This is a genomic window from Shinella sp. 1A1, from assembly GCF_055379515.1.
In genome coordinates this window covers 3,195,822-3,215,522 of sequence record NZ_AP039671.1, presented here as the reverse complement: position 1 = coordinate 3,215,522, position 19,701 = coordinate 3,195,822, and the positions used below count along the sequence as shown (strand labels likewise).

The 19,701-nt window shown below is 65.0% G+C and carries 18 protein-coding genes; 7 read left to right on the top strand and 11 right to left on the bottom strand.

The genetic code is table 11. The annotated features are described in order from the left end of the window. Positions 1-11: 11 nt before the first annotated feature. Positions 12-1,397 carry an MFS transporter gene (locus tag ACZ48C_RS15670; RefSeq protein WP_464781667.1) on the bottom strand — a complete coding sequence of 462 codons (1,386 nt, stop codon included), beginning with the start codon at positions 1,395-1,397 and terminating at the stop codon, positions 12-14. Between the two features lie 88 nt (positions 1,398-1,485). After that, on the bottom strand, positions 1,486-6,267 hold the full coding sequence (locus tag ACZ48C_RS15665) for an NAD-glutamate dehydrogenase (RefSeq protein WP_464781666.1): 4,782 nt from the start codon (positions 6,265-6,267) through the stop codon (positions 1,486-1,488). 276 nt (positions 6,268-6,543) lie between these two features. Here ACZ48C_RS15665 and pdxY point away from each other — a divergent pair, with 276 nt between their 5' ends. Both pdxY and ACZ48C_RS15655 read left to right on the top strand, forming a co-directional pair. Beyond that, the gene (gene pdxY / locus ACZ48C_RS15660; protein ID WP_464781665.1) at positions 6,544-7,419 is read left to right on the top strand and encodes a pyridoxal kinase PdxY; all 876 of its coding nucleotides are present in this window, start codon (positions 6,544-6,546) and stop codon (positions 7,417-7,419) included. Between the two features lie 95 nt (positions 7,420-7,514). Then, entirely contained in the window at positions 7,515-8,156 is a 642-nt protein-coding gene (locus ACZ48C_RS15655; RefSeq protein WP_119257926.1) for a carbonic anhydrase, read from the top strand. Between the two features lie 76 nt (positions 8,157-8,232). Here the strand turns inward: ACZ48C_RS15655 and ACZ48C_RS15650 are convergent, their stop codons facing one another. Then, positions 8,233-9,054 (bottom strand): lytic murein transglycosylase, encoded by an 822-nt coding sequence (locus ACZ48C_RS15650; RefSeq protein WP_119257925.1) that lies wholly within the window; start codon positions 9,052-9,054, stop codon positions 8,233-8,235. A 215-nt stretch (positions 9,055-9,269) separates the two neighbouring features. Beyond that, positions 9,270-10,304 (bottom strand): aspartate-semialdehyde dehydrogenase, encoded by a 1,035-nt coding sequence (locus ACZ48C_RS15645; protein WP_464781664.1) that lies wholly within the window; start codon positions 10,302-10,304, stop codon positions 9,270-9,272. A 485-nt stretch (positions 10,305-10,789) separates the two neighbouring features. On the opposite strand from ACZ48C_RS15645, the gene ACZ48C_RS15640 reads away from it, so the two are divergent. Then, positions 10,790-12,679, top strand: coding sequence for an MFS transporter (locus ACZ48C_RS15640; RefSeq protein ID WP_464781663.1), 1,890 nt, complete (start codon positions 10,790-10,792; stop codon positions 12,677-12,679). 58 nt (positions 12,680-12,737) lie between these two features. On the opposite strand, the gene ACZ48C_RS15635 is transcribed toward ACZ48C_RS15640, so the two are convergent. The 5 genes from ACZ48C_RS15635 to ACZ48C_RS15615 form a co-directional block, all read right to left on the bottom strand. Next, positions 12,738-13,436 (bottom strand): phosphatase PAP2 family protein, encoded by a 699-nt coding sequence (locus ACZ48C_RS15635; protein WP_464781662.1) that lies wholly within the window; start codon positions 13,434-13,436, stop codon positions 12,738-12,740. A 121-nt stretch (positions 13,437-13,557) separates the two neighbouring features. After that, on the bottom strand, positions 13,558-14,670 hold the full coding sequence (leuB, locus tag ACZ48C_RS15630) for a 3-isopropylmalate dehydrogenase (RefSeq protein ID WP_318910330.1): 1,113 nt from the start codon (positions 14,668-14,670) through the stop codon (positions 13,558-13,560). A gap of 96 nt (positions 14,671-14,766) precedes the next feature. Further along, the gene (locus tag ACZ48C_RS15625) at positions 14,767-15,147 is read right to left on the bottom strand and encodes a RidA family protein (protein ID WP_119257921.1); all 381 of its coding nucleotides are present in this window, start codon (positions 15,145-15,147) and stop codon (positions 14,767-14,769) included. Between the two features lie 4 nt (positions 15,148-15,151). Next, positions 15,152-15,757, bottom strand: a complete 606-nt coding sequence (leuD, locus tag ACZ48C_RS15620) for a 3-isopropylmalate dehydratase small subunit (protein ID WP_119257920.1) — start codon at positions 15,755-15,757, stop codon at positions 15,152-15,154. A gap of 146 nt (positions 15,758-15,903) precedes the next feature. Next, complete coding sequence (locus ACZ48C_RS15615) at positions 15,904-16,152, bottom strand: hypothetical protein (RefSeq protein WP_119257919.1); 249 nt, start codon at positions 16,150-16,152, stop codon at positions 15,904-15,906. Between the two features lie 105 nt (positions 16,153-16,257). Between ACZ48C_RS15615 and ACZ48C_RS15610 the strand changes: the two genes are divergently transcribed. After that, positions 16,258-17,169: an HpcH/HpaI aldolase/citrate lyase family protein gene (locus tag ACZ48C_RS15610; RefSeq protein ID WP_464781661.1), complete on the top strand. Its 912-nt coding sequence runs from the start codon at positions 16,258-16,260 to the stop codon at positions 17,167-17,169. Then, on the top strand, positions 17,166-17,372 hold the full coding sequence (locus ACZ48C_RS15605; protein ID WP_119257917.1) for a DUF1737 domain-containing protein: 207 nt from the start codon (positions 17,166-17,168) through the stop codon (positions 17,370-17,372). Before ACZ48C_RS15610 ends, ACZ48C_RS15605 begins: the two co-directional genes overlap by 4 nt. 192 nt (positions 17,373-17,564) lie before the next feature. Here the strand turns inward: ACZ48C_RS15605 and ACZ48C_RS15600 are convergent, their stop codons facing one another. Next, positions 17,565-17,999 carry a metallopeptidase family protein gene (locus ACZ48C_RS15600; RefSeq protein WP_119257916.1) on the bottom strand — a complete coding sequence of 145 codons (435 nt, stop codon included), beginning with the start codon at positions 17,997-17,999 and terminating at the stop codon, positions 17,565-17,567. A 320-nt stretch (positions 18,000-18,319) separates the two neighbouring features. On the opposite strand from ACZ48C_RS15600, the gene ACZ48C_RS15595 reads away from it, so the two are divergent. After that, a complete protein-coding gene (locus ACZ48C_RS15595) occupies positions 18,320-18,631 on the top strand; it encodes a (2Fe-2S)-binding protein (RefSeq protein ID WP_119257915.1) in 312 nt (103 codons plus the stop codon). Beyond that, positions 18,597-19,082 carry a bacterioferritin gene (gene bfr, locus ACZ48C_RS15590; RefSeq protein ID WP_119257914.1) on the top strand — a complete coding sequence of 162 codons (486 nt, stop codon included), beginning with the start codon at positions 18,597-18,599 and terminating at the stop codon, positions 19,080-19,082. The genes ACZ48C_RS15595 and bfr overlap by 35 nt, the downstream gene beginning before the upstream one ends. Before the next feature lie 86 nt (positions 19,083-19,168). Here the strand turns inward: bfr and ACZ48C_RS15585 are convergent, their stop codons facing one another. Then, complete coding sequence (locus tag ACZ48C_RS15585; protein WP_464781660.1) at positions 19,169-19,696, bottom strand: RNA pyrophosphohydrolase; 528 nt, start codon at positions 19,694-19,696, stop codon at positions 19,169-19,171. Positions 19,697-19,701: the final 5 nt, after the last annotated feature.

Sequence of the window (19,701 nt, the reverse complement as noted above, 5' to 3'; positions counted from 1 at the left end):
CGTCTTGCGTTTCAGGCCTCGACCTTCGCGGCCGGATAGGGCGTGCGCAGGAGGAGCAGGAAGCCGGCGACGAGGAAGGCGATGAGCGCCATCATGCCGAGGCGCGCCGAGCCCGTGGCGGTGGTGAGGATGCCCACCGAGAGCGGCGCGAGGAAGGATGTCGCGCGGCCGGAAAGGGCATAGAGGCCGAAATAGCGGCCGGCCTCGTCCGGATGGACGCTTTGGGCGAGATAGGAGCGGGCGGAGGCCTGCACGGGGCCGAAGGCGAGGCCGACCAGCAGGCCGTAGAGGATATAGGCCTTTTCCGCCGCGGTGCCGAAGAGGCCGCCGCTGTCGGCCGTCGGCAGCGGGATAAGGCCGAAGAGCGTGAAGCCGGGGCCGGTGGAGACGATGCCGATGGTCGCGACGGTGAGGCAGAGGAGGCTCATCACGACGACGGCCTTGGAGCCGAGGCGCCTGTCGAGCCGGCTGGCATAGAGGCAGCCGCCGATCGCCACGACATTGAGGATGATGCCGTAGATGCCGAGTTCGAAGGTCTGCCAGGCGAACATGCCGGCGGCGAAGGTGCCGCCGAGCGCGAGCAGGCCGTTGACGCCATCCTGGTAGATCATGCGGGCGATAAGGAAGCGCAGGATGCCGGGCTTCTTCCTGAGATCACGCAGCGCGGTGGAAAGATCGGCAAAGCCGGTGCGGATGGCCGCGGCGATCGGCAGGCCGCGGCTCTGGTCCGGCGTGAAGAAGAACATCGGCAGGATGAAGACGAAGTACCACAGCGCCGAGATCGGGCCGGTGATGCGCGCATCCTCGCCCGCCGCCGGGTCGAGACCGAAGAGCGGCGCGATGCCGATGGCGGTTTTCCCGGTCTCGGGATTGGCGGCGAGCAGTGCCACGACGGCGATCAGCACGATCATGCCGCCGAGATAGCCGAGGCCCCAGGCGATGTTGGAGATGCGGCCGGTATCTTCCGGGCGCACGAGCCGCGGCATCATGGAATCGTTGAAGACGATGGAGAATTCCGCCGCGACGGTGGCGAGCACGATCATAGTCATGGCAAAAGCGAGGCTGCTGCCCGGCACGGCCAGCCAGAGGGCGGAAAGCGACAGGATCTTCACCACCGCGAAAGCGGCGATCCAGGGCTTTCGCGCGCCAGAGGCATCGGCGATGGAGCCCATGACGGGCGCGAGCAGCGCGATGGCGATGCCGGCGAGGGTGAGCGTGTAGCTCCAGGCCGCCTGCCCTGCGACGGGGTCCGCGGTCAGGCGCGAGACGAGATAGGGGCCGAAGATGAAGGTGGTGATGACCGTGAAAAAAGGTTGGGCCGCCCAGTCGAACAGCATCCAGCCCGCAATGCCGAGGCGGCTTGCGCGCGGCTCCCGGCTTTCCGTTGGGATCGTCATCGCCCCTCCTCGGTTGCGGGGCGACGACTGCGCCCGTCCTCAAGCCGGCTAACGGAGTATTGGCCCCGTCAGCCGGCAGGGGACTGTCTCATTTCGCCCTTTCCTGTGCAAGGTCGCTCAGGATGCCCGCGGCGACGCTGACCTTGGCGAGCGTGGCCTCGCCCGTCTCCGTCAGCGCCGAGAGGTTCGCCGTCACGCGGGCGAGACGCTCCTTTTCGGCGTTCTGCCAGGCGGCGAGCGGCGCCTTGTCGCCCTTGTGGCGGGCGAGCACAGCGGTCGAAAGATCGCGGCGGGCATTGGCGATGTCGGTGAGGCTGCGCTGGAGGGCGAGGGCCTCGTAGAGATCGCCGGTCGGAATGCGGCCGGCCGCGGAAAGCAGGCGGCCGATATTCAGCGCTGAGCTGATGCCGGCGAAGGTCTGCGCCGTCTTGCCGAGGGTATCGCCGGTGGCGCCCGCGATCAGCATGACCTCCGGCACGAAGGTCAGCATGGAGAGCGTGGCGATCTCTTCCGCCAGCTCCTCCGGCACGCCTTCATCCTCATAGGCATGGGCCTTGCGGCGGGCCTCGTCGGCTGCCGCTTCCGAGACGAGCGTCGCGAGGTTCGGCCGAAGCTGCTTCAGCGCCTGCTTCAGCTTGTGCACCGCCTGGTCCAACGGGCCGGAGACGGCGCCGGTGGTCAGCAGCAGGCCGGTAACGGAGGCGTAGATGCGGCCGATCTCATCGTAGAGGTCGTTCTGGACGGAGCCGGAGACCACATTGTCCAGCGCATCGACGCCGGCATAGAGCGCCGGAAGGCCGTAGCCGTCGCGGGCGATGACCGCGGCCTTCACCGCATCGGCCGGGCCGAAGCCGGTGCCGTCGGTGAGGCCGTTGATGAAGGCCGGGCCGCCGCGGTTGATCACCTCGTTGGCGAGGATCGTCGCGATGATCTCGCGGCGCAGGCGATGCGAGCGGATATCGTCGGCATAGGCCTTCTGCATCTTCGCCGGGAAGTAGCCCGTCAGCGTCGGTTCGAAATAGGGCTCGTCCGGCAGGCTGGTGTGGATCAGCTCGTCGAACAGCACCAGCTTGGCATAGGAGAGCAGCACGCCGATCTCCGGCCGCGTCAGCGGCTTGCCGGCCTGGTAGCGCTCGGCGACGGTGCGGTCGTCGGGCAGCGTCTCGACCTTGCGGTTGAGCTGGCCGGCGGCCTCCAGGCGATCCATCAGGCGCGTCAGCGGCGCGCGGTTGGCAAGGCCCTGCCGCTCCGTCAGCGAGATCGCCAGCGATTGCAGGTAGTTGTTGCGCAGCACGAGATGGGCCACTTCGTCCGTCATCGAGGCGAGCAGCACGTTGCGCTTGGCGCGCGGCAGCCGCTCGTCGCGCATGGCCGAGGCGAGCGCGATCTTGATGTTCACCTCGACGTCCGACGAGTTCACGCCGGCCGAGTTGTCGATGGCGTCGGAATTGCTGCGGCCGCCCTTGAGGCCGAAGGCGATGCGGCCACGCTGGGTGACGCCGAGATTCGCGCCCTCGCCGATCACCTTGGCGCGCACGTCCTCGCCGACGATGCGGATCGGGTCGTTGGCGCGGTCGCCGACCTCCGCGTCCGTCTCGTTCTGGCCGCGGATATAGGTGCCGATGCCGCCGAACCACAGGAGGTCGACGGGGGCCTTCAGGATCGCCGTCATGATCTCGAAGGGCGTCGCCTTGGCCTTGTCGAGGCCGATCACGGCCATGGCTTCCGGCGTCAGCGTCACGGATTTCTCCGTGCGCGGAATGATCATCGCGCCCTTTGAGAGCACCGAGCGGTCATAGTCCTGCCAGCTCGAACGCGGCAGGTTGAACATGCGGCGGCGCTCGGCGAAGGACGTGTCGGTGTCCGGCGAAGGATCGATGAAGATGTCGCGATGGTCGAAGGCCGCGACGAGGCGGATCTTGCGCGACAGCAGCATGCCGTTGCCGAAGACGTCGCCCGACATGTCGCCGACGCCGGCGACGGTGAAGGGCGTCTTCTGGATGTCGATGTTCATCTCGCGGAAGTGGCGCTTGACGGTCTCCCATGCGCCGCGGGCGGTGATGCCCATCTTCTTGTGGTCATAGCCCGCCGAGCCGCCGGAGGCGAAGGCGTCGTCGAGCCAGAAGCCGGCTTCCTGGGCAAGCCCGTTCGCCGTGTCGGAGAAGGTCGCCGTGCCCTTGTCGGCCGCGACGACGAAATAGGGGTCGTCCCCGTCGATGCGGACCGTATCGGCCGGCGGCACGACGTCCTGGCCGACAATGTTGTCGGTGACGGAGAGCAGCGTGCGGATATAGGTCTTGTAGGCCTCGGTGCCGGCCTTGAAGACGGCGTCGCGGCTGCCGCCGGCGGGAAGCTGCTTGGGATAGAAGCCGCCCTTGGCGCCGACCGGCACGATGACCGCGTTCTTCACCTGCTGCGCCTTGACGAGGCCGAGCACTTCCGTGCGGTAGTCCTGCGCGCGGTCGGACCAGCGAAGGCCGCCGCGGGCGACCTTGCCGAAGCGCAGGTGCACGCCCTCCACTTCCGCGCCGTAGACGAAGATCTCGCGGAAGGGGCGCGGTTCCGGCAGGCCGTCGAGGGCCTTCGGATCGAGCTTGATCGCCAGCGTCTTGCGCGGCCTGCCGTCAGGATCCTTCTGGAAATAGTTCGTGCGCAGCGTTGCCTCTATGGCGTTGACGTAGCGCCGCAGCATCCGGTCCTCGTCGAGGCTCGGCACGGCGGCCAGCGCCTCCTCGATTGCGGTGGCGACCTCCGCCGACTTCTTCTCGCGCTGGCGGTCCGAGAGCTTCGGATCGAGGCGGGTCTCGAACAGGCGGAAGAGATTGGCGGCAATAGCGGGATACTTGTTGAGCGTATCGGCGATATAGCCCTGCGAATAGGCGATGCCGGTCTGGCGCAGGTAGCGCGAATAGGTGCGCAGCGCCATGATCTCGCGGGCGGAAAGGCCGGCGGTGAGGATCAGGCGGTTCAGCGCGTCGTCGTCCACCTCGCCGTGCCAGGCCGCGAGGAAGGCTTCCTCCAGCATCGGGCTGAGCCTGGCGAGGTTCACTTCCTGACCGTCACGCTGCCGCAGCTCCATGTCGTGCAGGATGACGCGGCGCTCGTCGCCGTCGAGGCCGGCGACGGTCAGGTCGTGCGTCTGCTCGCTGACCACGCTGAAGCCGAGGTTTTCGAGGAGCGGCACGCGCCTGGAGAGCGAAACCGGCTCGCTGGCATGGAAGATCTTTAGCTCGACGGAGGCGAGATCCGTGTTCCATGCCTTGCGGTAGAAGGCGATGCGGATCGGGTTTTCCGGCGTTGCCGTGGTGATCAGGGCAAGGTCGGCATGGGCCTCGGCCGGGGTGAAGTCCTCCTGGTAGCTGCGGTCCGTGAGGAGCTGCAGGCCGTCGGCGCCGGAAAGCGCCTCGAAGCGGTCGGTCCAGCGCGTGGCGATCTCGCGCACGGCTTGTTCGAGCTTGTTCTGCGGAATGCGCGGCGTCTTGCCGCCGGAGCGGCCGATAATGAAGTGGACGCGGGCGAGGCCGCCTTCCGGGAAGGCCGGGTAATAGGCGGAGACGCGGCCGTCATAGGCCGATTTCAGATAGTTGCCGATCTTCTCGCGGACATCCGAATCGTATTGCTCGCGCGGCACGTAGACGATGACCGAGACGAAGCGGTCGAAACGGTCGATGCGCGGCAGGACGCGGATGCGCGGCCGGTCGGAAAGCTCGTTGATCTGCTCGCAGAAGGTGGCGAGCAGGCCGGGATCGATCTGGAAGAGATCGTCGCGCGGATAGGATTCCAGCGTGTTGATCAGCATCTTGCCGGAATGGCTCTTCGGGTCGTAGCCGAAATGCTCGATGACCGTCTCCACCTTGGAGCGCAGCAGCGGGATCTGGCCGGCGGCATGCGTATAGGCGGTGGAGGTGAAGAGGCCGACGATGCGCAGCTCCCCGATGACCTTGCCCTTCTCGTCGAAGCGCTTGAGGCCGACATAGTCCATATAGGCGCGGCGGTGGACGAGCGACTTCACATTGGCCTTGGTGACGATGAGGAAATCCGGGCCTTCGAGGAATTCGAGGATTTCCGGCGTCGTCGTCACCGCGTCCTTGCCGAGGCGCAGCACGCGCACGTCGGGATCGGAAAGGATACCGAGGCCTTCGCCGCCGCGCTCGACGGTCGCCGCCTCGCCCTTGCCGGAATAGGTGTATTCCCGCATGCCGAGGAAGGTGAAATTGTTGCCGCGCAGCCAGTCGAGGAAGGCGAGCGCCTCGTCCTTGCCGGGCTTGGCCTTGGCATAGCGCTCCATGTCCGCCATGGCGCTGTCGAGCTTCTGCAGCATCGCCGGCCAGTCCTCGACGGCAAGGTGCACCTGCGCGAGCACGGTCTTCACACGCTCGGCGAGTGCGGCGGCCTCGCCGGGCGAGAGTTCGGGCAGGTGGATCTCGATATGGCTGACCCGCTGCCCGGGATCGCTCTCCTCGTCCGGCGAGAAGAGCTTCGGCGCCTCGCCCGGCGCGACGACCAGGATCGGGTGGACGGCAAGGTGGATGTCGCGATGCGTGCTCGTCACCTCGGCCATGACCGAATCGTAGAGGAACGGCTGGTTATGGTCGGTGACGGAGAGGACGGAGACGGGCTCGCCGGCCGGCGTGACGTCCGGCAGCGTCGTCACGGTGACGCGCGGCAAGGTGCCGTCGAAGGCCTCGATCTCGGTCATGGCATGGGCGGCGGCAACGGCCAGCATCTCGCCCGTATAGTGCTCCAGATCATCCTTGCTGGCACGTCCGAAAAGGATGTCCGGCTGGAGCGTCTTTGCGCCGAGGGCGGCGGCTGCGGCCTTTGCGGCCTCGATATGTTTTTCTCGTTTCACGTTGGTCCTGGCACCCATGGAATGCTCCCTCGAATCCGATGCCGGGACGTTAGCAGAAGAAAAAATACCTGCGATGAAATTTGTCGATTTGCGAGAAAATTCAATCGATTTTGTCCAAAACAGGTCAGTTATGCTGTCGTTTTGACGTGAAAACCGGCCTTTTTCGTCGAAAAGCAGCCCAAAACCGGCCGAAGCCGTTCAATGCGGCCATTCCGCCCAGCGGGTTTTTCGGCGGCGCCGTTGACAGGCCGAAACCCCCTTGCCATCACTCGGCGAAAGGAAAGGGAGCCGGCTATGGACGAGAGCGAAAAGGGCACGGTCATCGTGATTTCGAGCCATGTGGTGCGCGGCACGGTCGGCAACCGCGCGGCGGTCTTCGCGCTCGAAACGCTCGGCCATCCCGTCTGGGCCCTGCCCACGGTCATCCTGCCCTGGCATCCCGGCCATGGCCGCGCCACGCGCGTCCCGATCTCCGCGGAGGACTTCGACGCCATCATCTCCGACCTCATCCGCGCGCCCTGGCGCGGCGAGGTCAAGGCCGTGCTTTCCGGCTATCTCGGCAGCGCGGCGCAGGCCCGGTCCGTCGCGCGGCTCGTCGAGAGCCTTCGCGCGGACAATCCCGACCTCTTCTATATGTGCGACCCGGTCTGCGGCGACGACCGCGGGCTCTATGTCCCGGAAGAAACGGCCTTGGCGATCCGCGACAGCCTGATCCCGCTCGCCTCGGTGGCGACGCCGAACCGCTTCGAGCTTGCCTGGCTCGCCGGCACGCCGCTGGAGACGAACGGGGCGATCATCGAGGCGGCGCTTTCGCTCGGCCCGCCGCGCATGCTGGTCACCTCCGCGCTGCCGATGATGGCCGGCAGCACGGGCAATCTCTATCTTTCCGGCCGTGACGCGCTCCTTGCCGAGCACCGGCTCGTACCGAACCCGCCGAACGGAACGGGCGATCTCCTTTCGGCGATCTTCCTCTCGCGCCTGATGGAGGGCCTGCCGGAAGAGCGGGCGCTGTCGATGGCGACGGCCAGCGTCTTCGAGATCGTCACGCGCACCGCCAAGCGCGGGGCGGACGAGCTGACGCTGGAGCAGGACGCTTCCAGCATCGCGACGCCCATGGCCATGGTGCATATGCGCCGCCTGATACATCCCGCCCAGATGCGCCGTCCGTAAATCGGTCCTTGCGCGGCTCCTTTCAGAGTGGTTTATGCAAAACCGGATGCGGTCTCATCCGGTAGAGATCGCCGGCACGGGAGTATTCCGACACCATGAACCGCTTTCCCGATCGTCTTCTGAACGGCTACCGCAATTTCATGTCGGGCCGCTATTCCGAGCAGTCCGCGCGCTACAGGGCGCTCGCCGAAACGGGCCAGAAGCCCAAGACGCTCGTCATCGCCTGTTGCGACTCCCGCGCCGCGCCGGAGACGATCTTCGACAGCGGGCCGGGCGAGCTCTTCGTGATACGCAACGTCGCCAATCTCGTGCCGCCCTACGAGCCCGACGGCCAGTTCCACGCGACTTCCGCCGCGCTTGAATTCGCCGTGCAGTCGCTGAAGGTCAGCGACATCCTCGTGATGGGCCACGGCCGCTGCGGCGGCATCTCGGCCGCGCTCGACCCGGATGCCGAGCCGCTTTCGCCCGGGGACTTCATCGGCAAGTGGATGGGCATGCTCAAGCCCGTCGCCGAGCAGATCCAGGGCGCGGAGAGCCTGACGCAGGGCGAACGCCAGCGCGCGCTGGAGCGCGTCTCGATCCGCAATTCGCTCGCCAATCTCCGCACCTTCCCCTGCGTGCGCATCCTTGAGGAAAAGGGGCGCATCCAGCTCCATGGCGCCTGGTTCGACATCTCGACCGGCGAACTCTGGATCATGGATGCCACGACGGGCGACTTCAAACGGCCGAGCGCATAAAAAAACCCGGCGCAGGGGTCCGCGCCAGGCTCTTTTCCGGATTTCCCAAGCGCCGGCCCACAGGCCGGTCTTCAGGTCAGTTGCCGTCGATTTCCGCGCCGATGATGGCGATCGCGCGCTGGTAGACGCTGGCGGCGTTCCAGCCCTGCAGGGCGCCGAAGTTCGGCTCGCCCGGCTGGTAGCCCGCACCGGCGCTCCAGCCGTGGCCGCGCAGGAAGTTCGCCGTCGAGGCAAGCGCGTCGGCCTTGGAGCCGACGAGGTCGATGCGGCCGTTGCCGTCGCCGTCGACGCCGTATTTCAGCACGTTCACCGGCAGGAACTGCGTCTGGCCGATTTCGCCATGCGCCGCGCCGCGTGCCGTCGTGCTCAGCGTGCCGTTCTGCACAAGCTGCAGGGCGGCATAGAGCTGGTTGGTGAAATATTCCGGGCGGCGGCAGTCATAGGCGAGCGTCGCCACGGCCGAGAGCGTGTGCTCCTTGCCGAGGAAGCCGCCGAAGCCGGTTTCCATGCCCCAGATCGCCAGCAGCGGGCCGGCCGGCACGCCGTAGCGCGCTTCGATGCGCTGGAAGAGCGCGGCATTCTGCTTCTTCAGGCCCTTGCCGCGGCGGATGATCGCCTGGCCGCCGCGCTTCTGCATGAACTGCTCAAGCGAGAGCTTGAAGCTCTTCTGGCCGCGGTCGGCGCGGATCGTTGCGCGGGCATAGTCGACATTGGAAAAGGCCTTGTCCAGCGTCGAGCGGCTGATGCCGCGGCTGGCCGCCTCGCCCTTGAATGCCTCGACCCAGGCCGGAAAACCGCCCGCATCCTTGCCGCACTGGGCGGCTTCGGCCGCCGCCGGCACTGCCGCCGTGGCGATCATTGCGGCCAGCACCTTGGCCACGCTCTTTGTCATGCCCATGAAAAACCCCGTGATCTCTCGTCAAATCCGCTGCGGGAGCATGGCATGCTCCCCGGTTCCTGTCACCGCACCCTGCTTCGGACCGTTCCGGCTCAAAGCAAAGTCCCGATTGTTCTCAAACGGAACAACCGGGACTTTTATTTAAACTTGCTTAACGGAACGTTGCCACTTTTCACCGAAATGCGGAAAGGCATCGTTCCGTCGCTCTTGCGCTATCAGGCGGCCTGCTTCTTCGCCTTGATCAGGCCGCGGGCCACGAGCAGTTCTGCGATCTGGATGGCGTTGAGGGCGGCACCCTTGCGCAGGTTGTCGGAGACGACCCACAGGTTGAGGCCGTTCTCGACCGTCGCGTCCTCGCGGATGCGCGAGATGTAGGTGGCGTCTTCACCGGCCGATTCGTAAGGGGTGATGTAGCCGCCGTTCTCGTGCTTGTCGATGACCTGGCAACCCGGCGCCTCGCGCAGGATCTCGCGGGCCTCGTCCGCCGTGATTTCCTTCTCGAACTCGAGGTTGACCGATTCGGAATGGCCGATGAAGACCGGGACGCGCACGGCCGTGCAGGTCACCTTGATCTTCGGGTCGAGCATCTTCTTGGTCTCGGCGAGAACCTTCCACTCTTCCTTCGTGTAGCCGTCTTCCATGAAGCTATCGATATGCGGAATGACGTTGAAGGCGATGCGCTTGGTGAACTTCTTCGATTCTATCGGGTCGGCGACGAAGACGGCGCGCGTCTGGTTGAAGAGCTCGTCCATGCCGTCCTTGCCGGCGCCGGAGACGGACTGGTAGGTCGAGACGACGACGCGCTTGATGGTGGCGCGGTCATGCAGCGGCTTCAGCGCGACGACGAGCTGGGCGGTCGAGCAATTCGGGTTGGCGATGATATTCTTGCGGGTGAACCCCGCGATGGCGTCCGGGTTCACTTCCGGAACGATCAGCGGCACGTCGGCGTCGTAGCGCCAGGCCGAGGAATTGTCGATGACGACGCAGCCCTGCGCGCCGATCTTCGGCGAATACTTCTGCGAGACGGTACCGCCGGCCGACATCAGGCAGATGTCCGTGTCGGAGAAATCGTAGTTCTCGAGGTTCTGCACCTTCAGCGTCCTGTCGCCGAAGGAGACTTCGGTGCCCTGCGAGCGGGCGGAAGCGAGCGCCACCACCTCATCGGCCGGGAAACCGCGCTCGGAAAGGATGTTCAGCATCTCGCGGCCGACATTGCCGGTCGCGCCGGCGACTGCGATCTTGAAACCCATGACTAAAGCTCTCTTTCTCTGTCTCTCCGCGGGTCAGGAGGGGAAACCCGCCGGCCGTGACGCGGGTTTCGGTCCCCGGCCATACCGGGGAGAGAGCGGTGGGCCAGAGACGTCAGACGGTTTTCGTCGTCGTTTTGGCCGTTGTTTTGGAAATCGATACGCAATGACGAACCCGTCCGGCGTTGAAGGCCGGAGCGATCATGCGGGCGATGGACAGTCCAAAGCGGTACATGGCGGTTCCCTTGCGTGCGTGCTGAATACGCTCATCTGCCGAAGAGTCAAGTGTTGCATGCGGTCCGGCGCATTTCACCGCCCGCCGTCTCCACTTTAGTCTTACGCCGAAAGTCATAAGCCCAAAGCAGCGCTGATATGACAATTGGTTTTCTGCCATCCTTCCATCAGGCGCACCCTGTCCGGGGTTTGAGGGAGAAACACCGGACCGCATAGGGGCTGCCCCGATACGCCGTTTTGTGGAGGACAAACAAATGGCCAATGTTTCGACCGTGGGCAACGCCAAGGCGTCGCCCATGACGGGCGAGCAGAAGAAGGTGATCTTCGCCTCTTCGCTCGGCACCGTCTTCGAGTGGTACGATTTCTATCTTTACGGTTCGCTGGCGATCTATATCGGCGCAACCTTCTTCAGCCAGTATCCGGAGACGACGCGCAACATCTTCGCGCTGCTCGCCTTTGCCGCCGGCTTCCTCGTGCGCCCGTTCGGCGCGCTGGTCTTCGGCCGCCTCGGCGATCTCGTCGGCCGCAAATATACCTTCCTCGTGACCATTCTGATCATGGGCTTCTCGACCTTCGTCGTGGGCCTCTTGCCCGGCGCCGCCTCGATCGGTATCGCCGCGCCGATCATCCTGATCGCGCTGCGCATGCTGCAGGGCCTGGCGCTCGGCGGCGAGTATGGCGGTGCCGCGACCTACGTCGCCGAGCATGCGCCGGCCGGCCGGCGCGGCTACTTCACCTCCTGGATCCAGACCACGGCGACGCTCGGCCTGTTCCTGTCGCTGATCGTCATCCTGGCGGTGCAGTTCATCGTCGGCAAGGAGGCTTTCGCGGCCTGGGGCTGGCGCATTCCGTTCCTCGTCTCGGTCGTCCTGCTCGGCGTTTCCGTCTGGATCCGCATGAAGATGAACGAATCGCCCGCCTTCGCGAAAATGAAGGAAGAGGGCAAGGGTTCCAAGGCGCCGCTGACGGAAGCCTTCGGCCAGTGGCGCAATGCCAAGATCGCGCTGCTGGCGCTGTTCGGCGCCGTCGTCGGCCAGGCCGTCGTCTGGTATTCCGGCCAGTTCTACGCCCTGTTCTTCCTGACGGGCGTGCTCAAGGTCGACGGCCAGTCCGCCAATATCATGGTGGCGGTCGCGCTGCTCATCGGCACCGGCTTCTTCGTCTTCTTCGGCTGGCTGTCGGACAAGATCGGCCGCAAGCCGATCATCATGGCCGGCCTGCTGCTTGCCATGCTGACCTACTTCCCGCTGTTCAAGGCCATGACCTGGGCCGGCAATCCGGCGCTGGCGCAGGCGCAGCAGACATCCCGCGCGACCGTCACGGCCGCTCCGGGCGACTGCCACTTCCAGTTCAACCCGACGGGCACGGCGAAGTTCACCACCTCTTGTGATATCGCGACCGACTTCCTGACCCGCAGCTCCGTGCCCTACGACCTCGTCACCACGGCGGCTGCCGGCACGGCGGCGACGGTCAAGATCGGCGAAGAGACAATCACGAGCTACGACGCCGTCGCCTCGGCGGATGAGGCCAAGGCGCTCGACGCGGCTTTCAAGAAGGGCATCAACATCGCGCTTCATGACAGCGGCTATCCGCTGGTCCGTGGTGCGGCCAAGGTTCCGGACAGCAAGCTTGACGCCTTCATCGCCGCTAACCCGGAACTTAAGCTCGATGCCAGCGCCATTCGCGCCGGCGAGAAGGCGACCATTACGGCTGCCGACCTCGTTTCCGGCAAGCTGCTGACGGCCGAGGAAGTCGGCAGCGCCGCCGACATGGCTGTCTATACGATCCCGGCCGGTGGTGCTTTCACCATGGTCGCCGATCCGGCCAGCGTGAACTGGGTCAAGATCATCGCCGTGCTGACCGTGCTCGTGATCTACGTCACGATGGTCTACGGCCCGATCGCCGCCCTTCTGGTGGAACTGTTCCCGACCCGCATCCGCTACACCGGCATGTCGCTGCCCTACCATATCGGCAACGGCTGGTTCGGCGGCCTGCTGCCGGCAGCGGCTCTCGCGATGAACACGGCCTGGGGCGATATTTATTTCGGCCTCTGGTACCCGATCATCTTCGCGGGCATCACGCTGGTCATCGGCCTTCTCTTCCTGCCGGAAACGAAGGACCGCGACATCCACGCCATGGATTGATCACCCCCCTTCCGATCCGCTCATGGCGAGCCGGCCCGTGGCGACACGGGCCGGCTTTTCATTGGCCTTTCGGCGGCGTCGCGGATTTCGGCAGGGGCCAGCCGCGCGCGTCGAAGCGGAAGAGCCAGTTTGCGCGGGCGAAGAGATAGGCCGTGGCGATGGCCGTCCAGAGGCCGAGCAGCAGGCCGGCGGCCACGTCGCTCGGATAATGCGCGCCGACGACAACGCGCGAGACGCCGATCGCCAGCGCGCCGAGGAGGAAGAGCGGACGCAGCCGCGGCACCAGCATCGAGAAGGCGCCGAAGAACGCGCCGACGGCCGCCGAGTGGCCGGAGGGAAAACTGGAATAGAGATCGTCATAGGCAAAGGGCGTGAGGCTGTAGGCGCCGTATTCGGCGAAAAGCTCTGGCCGCGCCCGCCCCACGATCAGCTTGACGAGATGGACGAGCGCGCTCGTCGCGCCGATCGTCAGGAAGAAGTAGAGCGACAGCCGCCCGCCGGTCCTCGCCCGCCCTGCCGTAGTCTCGTCGGCGCTTGCCCGGCCGACGACATAGGCGAGGATGACGAGAAAACCGGAGCCGTAGATCATCCAGCGGAAGGTGCCGAAATCGGTGATGCGCTCGTTGAAGGCGACCACGCCGCCCGGCAGCCCCCGGGCGCGCTCCGACAGCAGCGGATCGAAGGGAACGAGGACCGCGACGAGGACGGCGGTGGCGACGAGGATCCAGAGCGAGGAGGTCGCAAGCGATCGGTTCATGGTCATCCCTTGATACGGCGTTGCTTCCATGTGTTGGCCGCCGCCGGCAATTCAAGGGAGGCAAACGAAAAAGGCTCCCGCTGCGCGTGCAACGGGAGCCTTTTCAGTAATCTGCGAAGGCTCAGGCCGAGAGCTTCCTGAAGGCGGCGAGGATGGCGTCGCCCATCTCGGCGGTGCCGACCTTGCGGCAGCCTTCGGCCATGATGTCGCCGGTGCGGATGCCGCTGTCGAGGACTTCGGCGATGGCCTTTTCCAGGTTGTCGGCGTCAGCGACCATGTTGAACGAGTAGCGCAGGCACATGGCGAAGGAGGCGATCATGGCGATCGGGTTGGCGATGCCCTTGCCGGCGATATCGGGCGCCGAGCCGTGCACGGGCTCGTAGAGGGCCTTGCGCTTGCCGGTCTTGGCGTCCGGCGCGCCGAGCGAGGCCGACGGCAGCATGCCGAGCGAGCCGGTCAGCATGGCCGCGACGTCGGAGAGCATGTCGCCGAAGAGGTTGTCCGTCACGATGACGTCGAACTGCTTCGGCGCGCGCACGAGCTGCATGCCGCCGGCATCGGCGAGCATATGCTCGAGCTGCACGTCGGAATAGCTGCGCTTGTGCGTTTCCGTCACGACCTGGTTCCAGAGCACGCCGGACTTCATGACGTTGCGCTTTTCCATCGAGCAGACGCGGTTGCCGCGCGTGCGGGCCAGCTCGAAGGCGACGCCGGCGATGCGCTCGATCTCGTAGGTGTCGTAGACCTGCGTGTCGATGCCGCGCTTCTGGCCGTTGCCGAGGTCGATGATCTCCTTCGGCTCGCCGAAATAGACGCCGCCCGTCAGCTCGCGCACGATGAGGATGTCGAGGCCTTCGACCAGCTCCGGCTTCAGCGAGGAGGCATTGGCGAGCGCCGGGTAGCAGATGGCCGGGCGCAGGTTCGCGAAGAGCTTCAAGTCCTTGCGCAGGCGCAGCAGGCCGGCTTCGGGACGCACCTCGTAGGGAACGGCATCCCACTTCGGGCCGCCGACGGCGCCGAAGAGCACGGCGTCGGCCGCAAGCGCCTTCTCCATGTCGCCTTCCGAGATCGCCGCGCCATGGGCGTCATAGGCCGAGCCGCCGACGAGGCCTTCGTCGGTCTCAAAACCCGCGCCACGCTCGGCGTTCATGTAGGCGATGATCTTGCGGACTTCCGCCATGGCTTCCGGGCCGATGCCGTCGCCGGGCAGAAGGAGGAGGGTACGCGCTGTCATGGGATGTTCCTTGATGTCACGGAAGGGTTGGGCGCTTCTTAGCGCAACTTCCGTTCAAGGAAAATCGCCGAAAGGAAAGATTTTTGCGCGGAGGACTCAGCCTCGGCGGAGTGCCGTGACCTCGATCTCGATCCGCATTTCCGGGCGGATCAGATCGCAGACGATCATGGTGGCGGCGGGGCGAATGGCGCCGAACGTCTCGCCGAGGATCGGGAAGACGCGGTCGGCAAAGGCCGCTTCGGTCACGTAGTAGTGGCAGCGTACCACATCGGCGAAGGAGAAGCCGGCGTCTTCGAGGACCCTGCCGATGGTGGAAAGGCAGTTGCGCGTCTGGTCCTCGACGCTTTCGGGCATGGTCATGGTGGCATAGTCGTAGCCGGTCGTGCCGGAAACGAAGCACCAGTTGCCCTCCACGACGGCGCGCGAATAGCCCGCCGTCGTTTCAAAGGGGGAGCCGGACGAGATCAGCCGGCGCACCGGATCACGCCCAGGGGCGCGAAGCTGCGGTCTGCTTCTCGAAGCTGTCGATGGCGGGCGCCTTCTCCAGCGTCAGGCCGATGTCGTCGAGGCCGTTCAGGAGGCAATGGCGGCGGAAGGCGTCGATCTCGAAGCCGATGCGGCCGCCGTCGGGGCCGGTGATTTCCTGGGCTTCCAGGTCGACCGTCAGGATGGCGTTGGAGCCGCGGCTGGCGTCGTCCATCAGCTTGTCCAGGTCTTCCTGGCTGACGACGATCGGCAGGATGCCGTTCTTGAAACAGTTGTTGTAGAAGATGTCGGCGAAGCTCGTGGAGATCACGCAGCGGATGCCGAAGTCGAGCAGCGCCCAGGGGGCATGCTCACGCGAGGAGCCGCAGCCGAAATTGTCGCCGGCGACCAGGATCGTCGCGTTCTGGTAGGCGGGCTTGTTCAGCACGAAGCTTTCGTTGACGCTGCCGTCCTCGTTGTAGCGTGCTTCGGCGAAAAGGCCCTTGCCGAGGCCGGTGCGCTTGATCGTCTTCAGGTAGTCCTTCGGAATGATCATGTCCGTGTCGATATTGACGACGGGGAGCGGCGCGGCGACGCCGGTCAGCTTGACGAACTTGTCCATGCGGAAACCCTCGAAATGCGGTGATGTCGGTTGGCCAAGCGTTTAGATCAGTTTCCCCGGAATTTGAAGGAGAATCTTGACCGCCGGCCGCAAACGCAAAGACCGGGCGTGCGCGACGCCCGGTATCCTGCCGGAGGAAGGCTTCCTCAGAGGTCGATGATCGTGCCCCGGCCGTCGTTCCAGATGCGCGGTTCGCGCTGGCCGGGCGCCCTGCGGTCGTTGCGCGCGGTGGCGCGGACGGGGGCCGGCTGGAGCTTGTTCGCGAGCATGGAGCCGAGCATGAGCACGGTGACGATGCCGGCGATGGCAAGGCCGATGGAGGCCGCGAACAGGAAGGTCGCGCCGGCGACCAGCATGGCGAAGACGGTGAAGACGATGGAGCGGATGCGCTGCATTGATTTGCCCTTTCTATGACAGCAATGTGGGGGGTGATTTTGTTCATTGCAAGGCCGAACCTGCAGGCGCTTGCGGGCTGCGACAAAGCGCGGCAAAAAGGACGGATGAACAGGACACCGCACCATCATCCGCTTCGCCTGCGCCGCTCGGTACTCAGCGTTCCCGCCGTCAATCCGCGGGCGCTCGCCAAGTCCGTCTCGCTCGATTGCGATGCGATCATCTTCGACCTCGAGGATTCCGTGCTGCCGGAGAAGAAGGCCGAGGCGCGCGCGGCGTTGGTCGCGCATTTTTCGACGCTCGACCGATCGGGCGGCCGGGAGCATGTCATCCGCATCAATCCGCTGGACGGCCCGGACGGCGTGCTGGACCTCGAAGCGGTGCTCGACTGCATGCCCGATGCGGTGCTGCTGCCCAAGGTCAGCGAGCCGCAGGACGTGCTCACCGTCGCCGACTGGCTTTCCGAGGCGGGCGTCGACGACGGCCCGCGCCTCTGGGCGATGATCGAGACGGCGGCCGCGCTCCTCAACCTTGCGGCCATCGCCGAGACGGGGCGCACCCATGGCGGACGGCTCGACTGCTTCGTCGTCGGGCTCAACGACCTGCGCAGGGAAACCGGCATCGCCGATATTCCGGGCCGCCCCTTCCTCGTGCCGCTGCTGCTGCAGGCGGTCGTCGCGGCGCGCGCCTGCGGGCTTGATGTCATCGACAGCGTCTTCAACGATTTTGCCGACGAGGACGGGTTCGCGGCGGAATGCCGGCAGGGACGCCAGATGGGTTTTGATGGCAAGATGCTCATCCATCCGACGCAGATCGCCGGGGCCAATGCGGCCTATGGCGTGACGGAGGCGGAGGCTGCCGAGGCTCTTGCCATCGTCGCCGCCTTCGGTGCGCCCGACAATGCGGGCAAGGCCGTCGTCAATATCGCCGGCCGCATGGTGGAAAAGCTCCATGCCGAGCAGGCCGAGCGCCTTCTCGCCAAGGCCGACCTCATCAACGAGAGAAAGAAAAACGCATGAAAGTCTACCGCTTCCTGACCGGCCCCGACGACGCCTCCTTCTGCCACAAGGTCACGCTGGCGCTGAACAAGGGCTGGGAGCTGCACGGCTCGCCGAGCTACGCCTACAATGCGGAGGCGAAGATCATGCAATGCGGCCAGGCCGTGGTGAAGGACGTGCCCGGCAAGGAGTATACGCCGGATATCAAGCTCTCGGAGCAGTAAGGGAACGCTGCAAGGCGGCAAGTTGCGTGAACTGCTAGAGTCAGGCTTGTCGCCCTCTCGTCCATGATCCTCGGGCTCGACCTGAGGATCCACACGGCACCTGCGGCATGGATGGTCGGGTCAAGCCCGACCATGACAACAGAGAGGCGGCAGGTTTGTTCGCTATCGGCGCGCTCTGCCGTTGCGGCCGCCCTACCCTGCCGCGATCTCCGCGCTCGCCTCGATGCGCTCCATGTCGTCGTCCGACAGGCCGAAATGGTGGCCGATCTCGTGGATGAGGACATGGGTGATGATGTCGCCGAGCGTTTCCTCGTTCTCCGCCCAGTAATCGAGGATCGGGCGGCGGTAGAGGGTGATGCGGTTCGGCATCTCGCCGGTCTCGACCGTGAAGCGCTCGCTGATGCCGCGGCCCTCGAAGAGGCCGAGCAGGTCGAAGGGCGTTTCCAGCGCCATGTCCTCGAAGACGTCGTCGCTCGGGAATTCGGCGATCTCGATGATGAGGTTGCCCGTCAGCGCGCGGAACTCCTCCGGCAGGTGGCCGTAAGCCTCCAGCGCCAGGGATTCGAAGGTGCTGATGGTCGGGGCGTGGCGGGTCTGCCAATCCTCGGTCTGGTCAATGCGGGCCATGGGCACTCCTTTGCCCGTCATATAGACGATTTTCAGCGTTTTTCGAGGGGCGAATTTGGGTGTGCCGTGTTGCGCGCTGCGAAGGCTCTTGCCGGCGGTCGTCTGCAACAAAACGTGATCGGTCAGTTTGCCGCAGCAAGCCCGGGGTCTGCATTCGATGAAAATCCGTAACCGGCTGAAAAGGCGATATCTTTTGTCAAGATTAGAACGACTCTAAACGAATGAGACGGCGAGACTGTCCGGTTCATTCTTGACAACGAATATCCTCTTTTGCTTAATCCCCGGAAATTCAGGACTTTGCGTATAGCAGGCAAGACGAAATGCTGGTTTGCAGCTGCAACTTCATCACCGAAAAAGAAATCGTCGACGTGATCAACGGCCTTCTCGACGAGGACTGTTGGCAGCTCATCGTGCCTGCAAAGGTCTATCACGCCATGCAGAAGCGCGGCCGTTGCTGCGGCTGCTTCCCCAACGTGGTCGATATCATCATTCGGACGACCGAAGCGTATCACGCCCGTCGTGACTCGACGGATGCCGAGATATTTGATTTCATGACCCGCCTCAAACAATTCCATGAAGAGAACAGGAGAGCGGATCTTGAAAGGCGACAAAAAGGTCATCGAGCAGCTTAACGAAGCGCTCTATCTCGAGCTGGGTGCTGTCAACCAGTACTGGCTCCACTACCGCCTTCTCGAGGACTGGGGTTACACGCTTCTCGCCAAGAAGGAGCGTGCCGAGTCCATCGAAGAGATGCAGCACGCCGACAAGCTCGTCGCCCGCATCATCTTCCTCGAAGGCCACCCGAACCTGCAGACCGTCGCACCGCTGCGCATCGGCCAGAACGTCAAGGAAGTCCTGGAAGCCGACCTTGCCGGCGAATACGACGCCCGCGCGGCCTACAAGAAGTCGCGCGACATCTGTCACGCGGCCGGCGACTATGTCACCATGAAGCTGTTCGAAGAATTGCTGATCGACGAGGAAGGCCATATCGACTTCCTCGAAACCCAGCTCGAACTGCTCGGCAAGCTCGGCGAGGAAAAATACGGCCAGCTCAACGCAGCGCCGGCTAACGAAGCCGAATAGGCTTTCAATTCCCGCAGATATGAAAAACCCTGGCTTTGCCGGGGTTTTTTGTTGTCGGGCGCGCGGTGGCTTGCCTCCCGGCCCGATCAGGGCGCCAGATGCGCGAAGGTCGCGACGACCTCCTCGTAGACCTTGCGCTTGAAGGGCACGATCAACTCCGGCAGGTCGCGCATCGCCTTCCATTCCCAGGCGTCGAACTCGGCTTCGTGGCCGCCGGGCGGCGGGTTGATGGCGATCTCGCTTTCGGCGCCTTCGAAGCGGAAGGCGAACCAGCGCTGCGTCTGGCCGCGATACTTGCCCTTGAGGCCGATGCCGATCAGGTGGGTGGGCAGGTCGTAGTTGATCCAGCGCCCGGCGTCGGCGAGGAGCGACACGCTCTTCATGCCGGTTTCCTCGTAGAGTTCGCGGTAGGCGGCCTCCAGCGGGTCCTCGCCCTTGTCGATGCCGCCCTGCGGCATCTGCCAGAGCTGCGGCGAGCCGTCATATTCGGAATTGCCGACAGCCAGGCGCCGGCCGGCCCAGACCCTGTTTTCGGCGTTCAGCACCATGATGCCGACGCAGGGGCGATACGGCAGGTCCTCGGCCCGAACCACCTTGTCCTTATCCTTGCCCATTGAGA

Coding starts and splice junctions, on each gene's coding strand:
- ACZ48C_RS15670 (WP_464781667.1), bottom strand. CDS start 1,397: ATGACGATCCCAACGGAAAGCCGGGAGCCGCGCGCAAGCCGCCTCGGC.
- ACZ48C_RS15665 (WP_464781666.1), bottom strand. CDS start 6,267: ATGGGTGCCAGGACCAACGTGAAACGAGAAAAACATATCGAGGCCGCA.
- pdxY (WP_464781665.1), top strand. CDS start 6,544: ATGGACGAGAGCGAAAAGGGCACGGTCATCGTGATTTCGAGCCATGTG.
- ACZ48C_RS15655 (WP_119257926.1), top strand. CDS start 7,515: ATGAACCGCTTTCCCGATCGTCTTCTGAACGGCTACCGCAATTTCATG.
- ACZ48C_RS15650 (WP_119257925.1), bottom strand. CDS start 9,054: ATGGGCATGACAAAGAGCGTGGCCAAGGTGCTGGCCGCAATGATCGCC.
- ACZ48C_RS15645 (WP_464781664.1), bottom strand. CDS start 10,304: ATGGGTTTCAAGATCGCAGTCGCCGGCGCGACCGGCAATGTCGGCCGC.
- ACZ48C_RS15640 (WP_464781663.1), top strand. CDS start 10,790: ATGGCCAATGTTTCGACCGTGGGCAACGCCAAGGCGTCGCCCATGACG.
- ACZ48C_RS15635 (WP_464781662.1), bottom strand. CDS start 13,436: ATGAACCGATCGCTTGCGACCTCCTCGCTCTGGATCCTCGTCGCCACC.
- leuB (WP_318910330.1), bottom strand. CDS start 14,670: ATGACAGCGCGTACCCTCCTCCTTCTGCCCGGCGACGGCATCGGCCCG.
- leuD (WP_119257920.1), bottom strand. CDS start 15,757: ATGGACAAGTTCGTCAAGCTGACCGGCGTCGCCGCGCCGCTCCCCGTC.
- ACZ48C_RS15615 (WP_119257919.1), bottom strand. CDS start 16,152: ATGCAGCGCATCCGCTCCATCGTCTTCACCGTCTTCGCCATGCTGGTC.
- ACZ48C_RS15610 (WP_464781661.1), top strand. CDS start 16,258: ATGAACAGGACACCGCACCATCATCCGCTTCGCCTGCGCCGCTCGGTA.
- ACZ48C_RS15605 (WP_119257917.1), top strand. CDS start 17,166: ATGAAAGTCTACCGCTTCCTGACCGGCCCCGACGACGCCTCCTTCTGC.
- ACZ48C_RS15600 (WP_119257916.1), bottom strand. CDS start 17,999: ATGGCCCGCATTGACCAGACCGAGGATTGGCAGACCCGCCACGCCCCG.
- ACZ48C_RS15595 (WP_119257915.1), top strand. CDS start 18,320: ATGCTGGTTTGCAGCTGCAACTTCATCACCGAAAAAGAAATCGTCGAC.
- ACZ48C_RS15585 (WP_464781660.1), bottom strand. CDS start 19,696: ATGGGCAAGGATAAGGACAAGGTGGTTCGGGCCGAGGACCTGCCGTAT.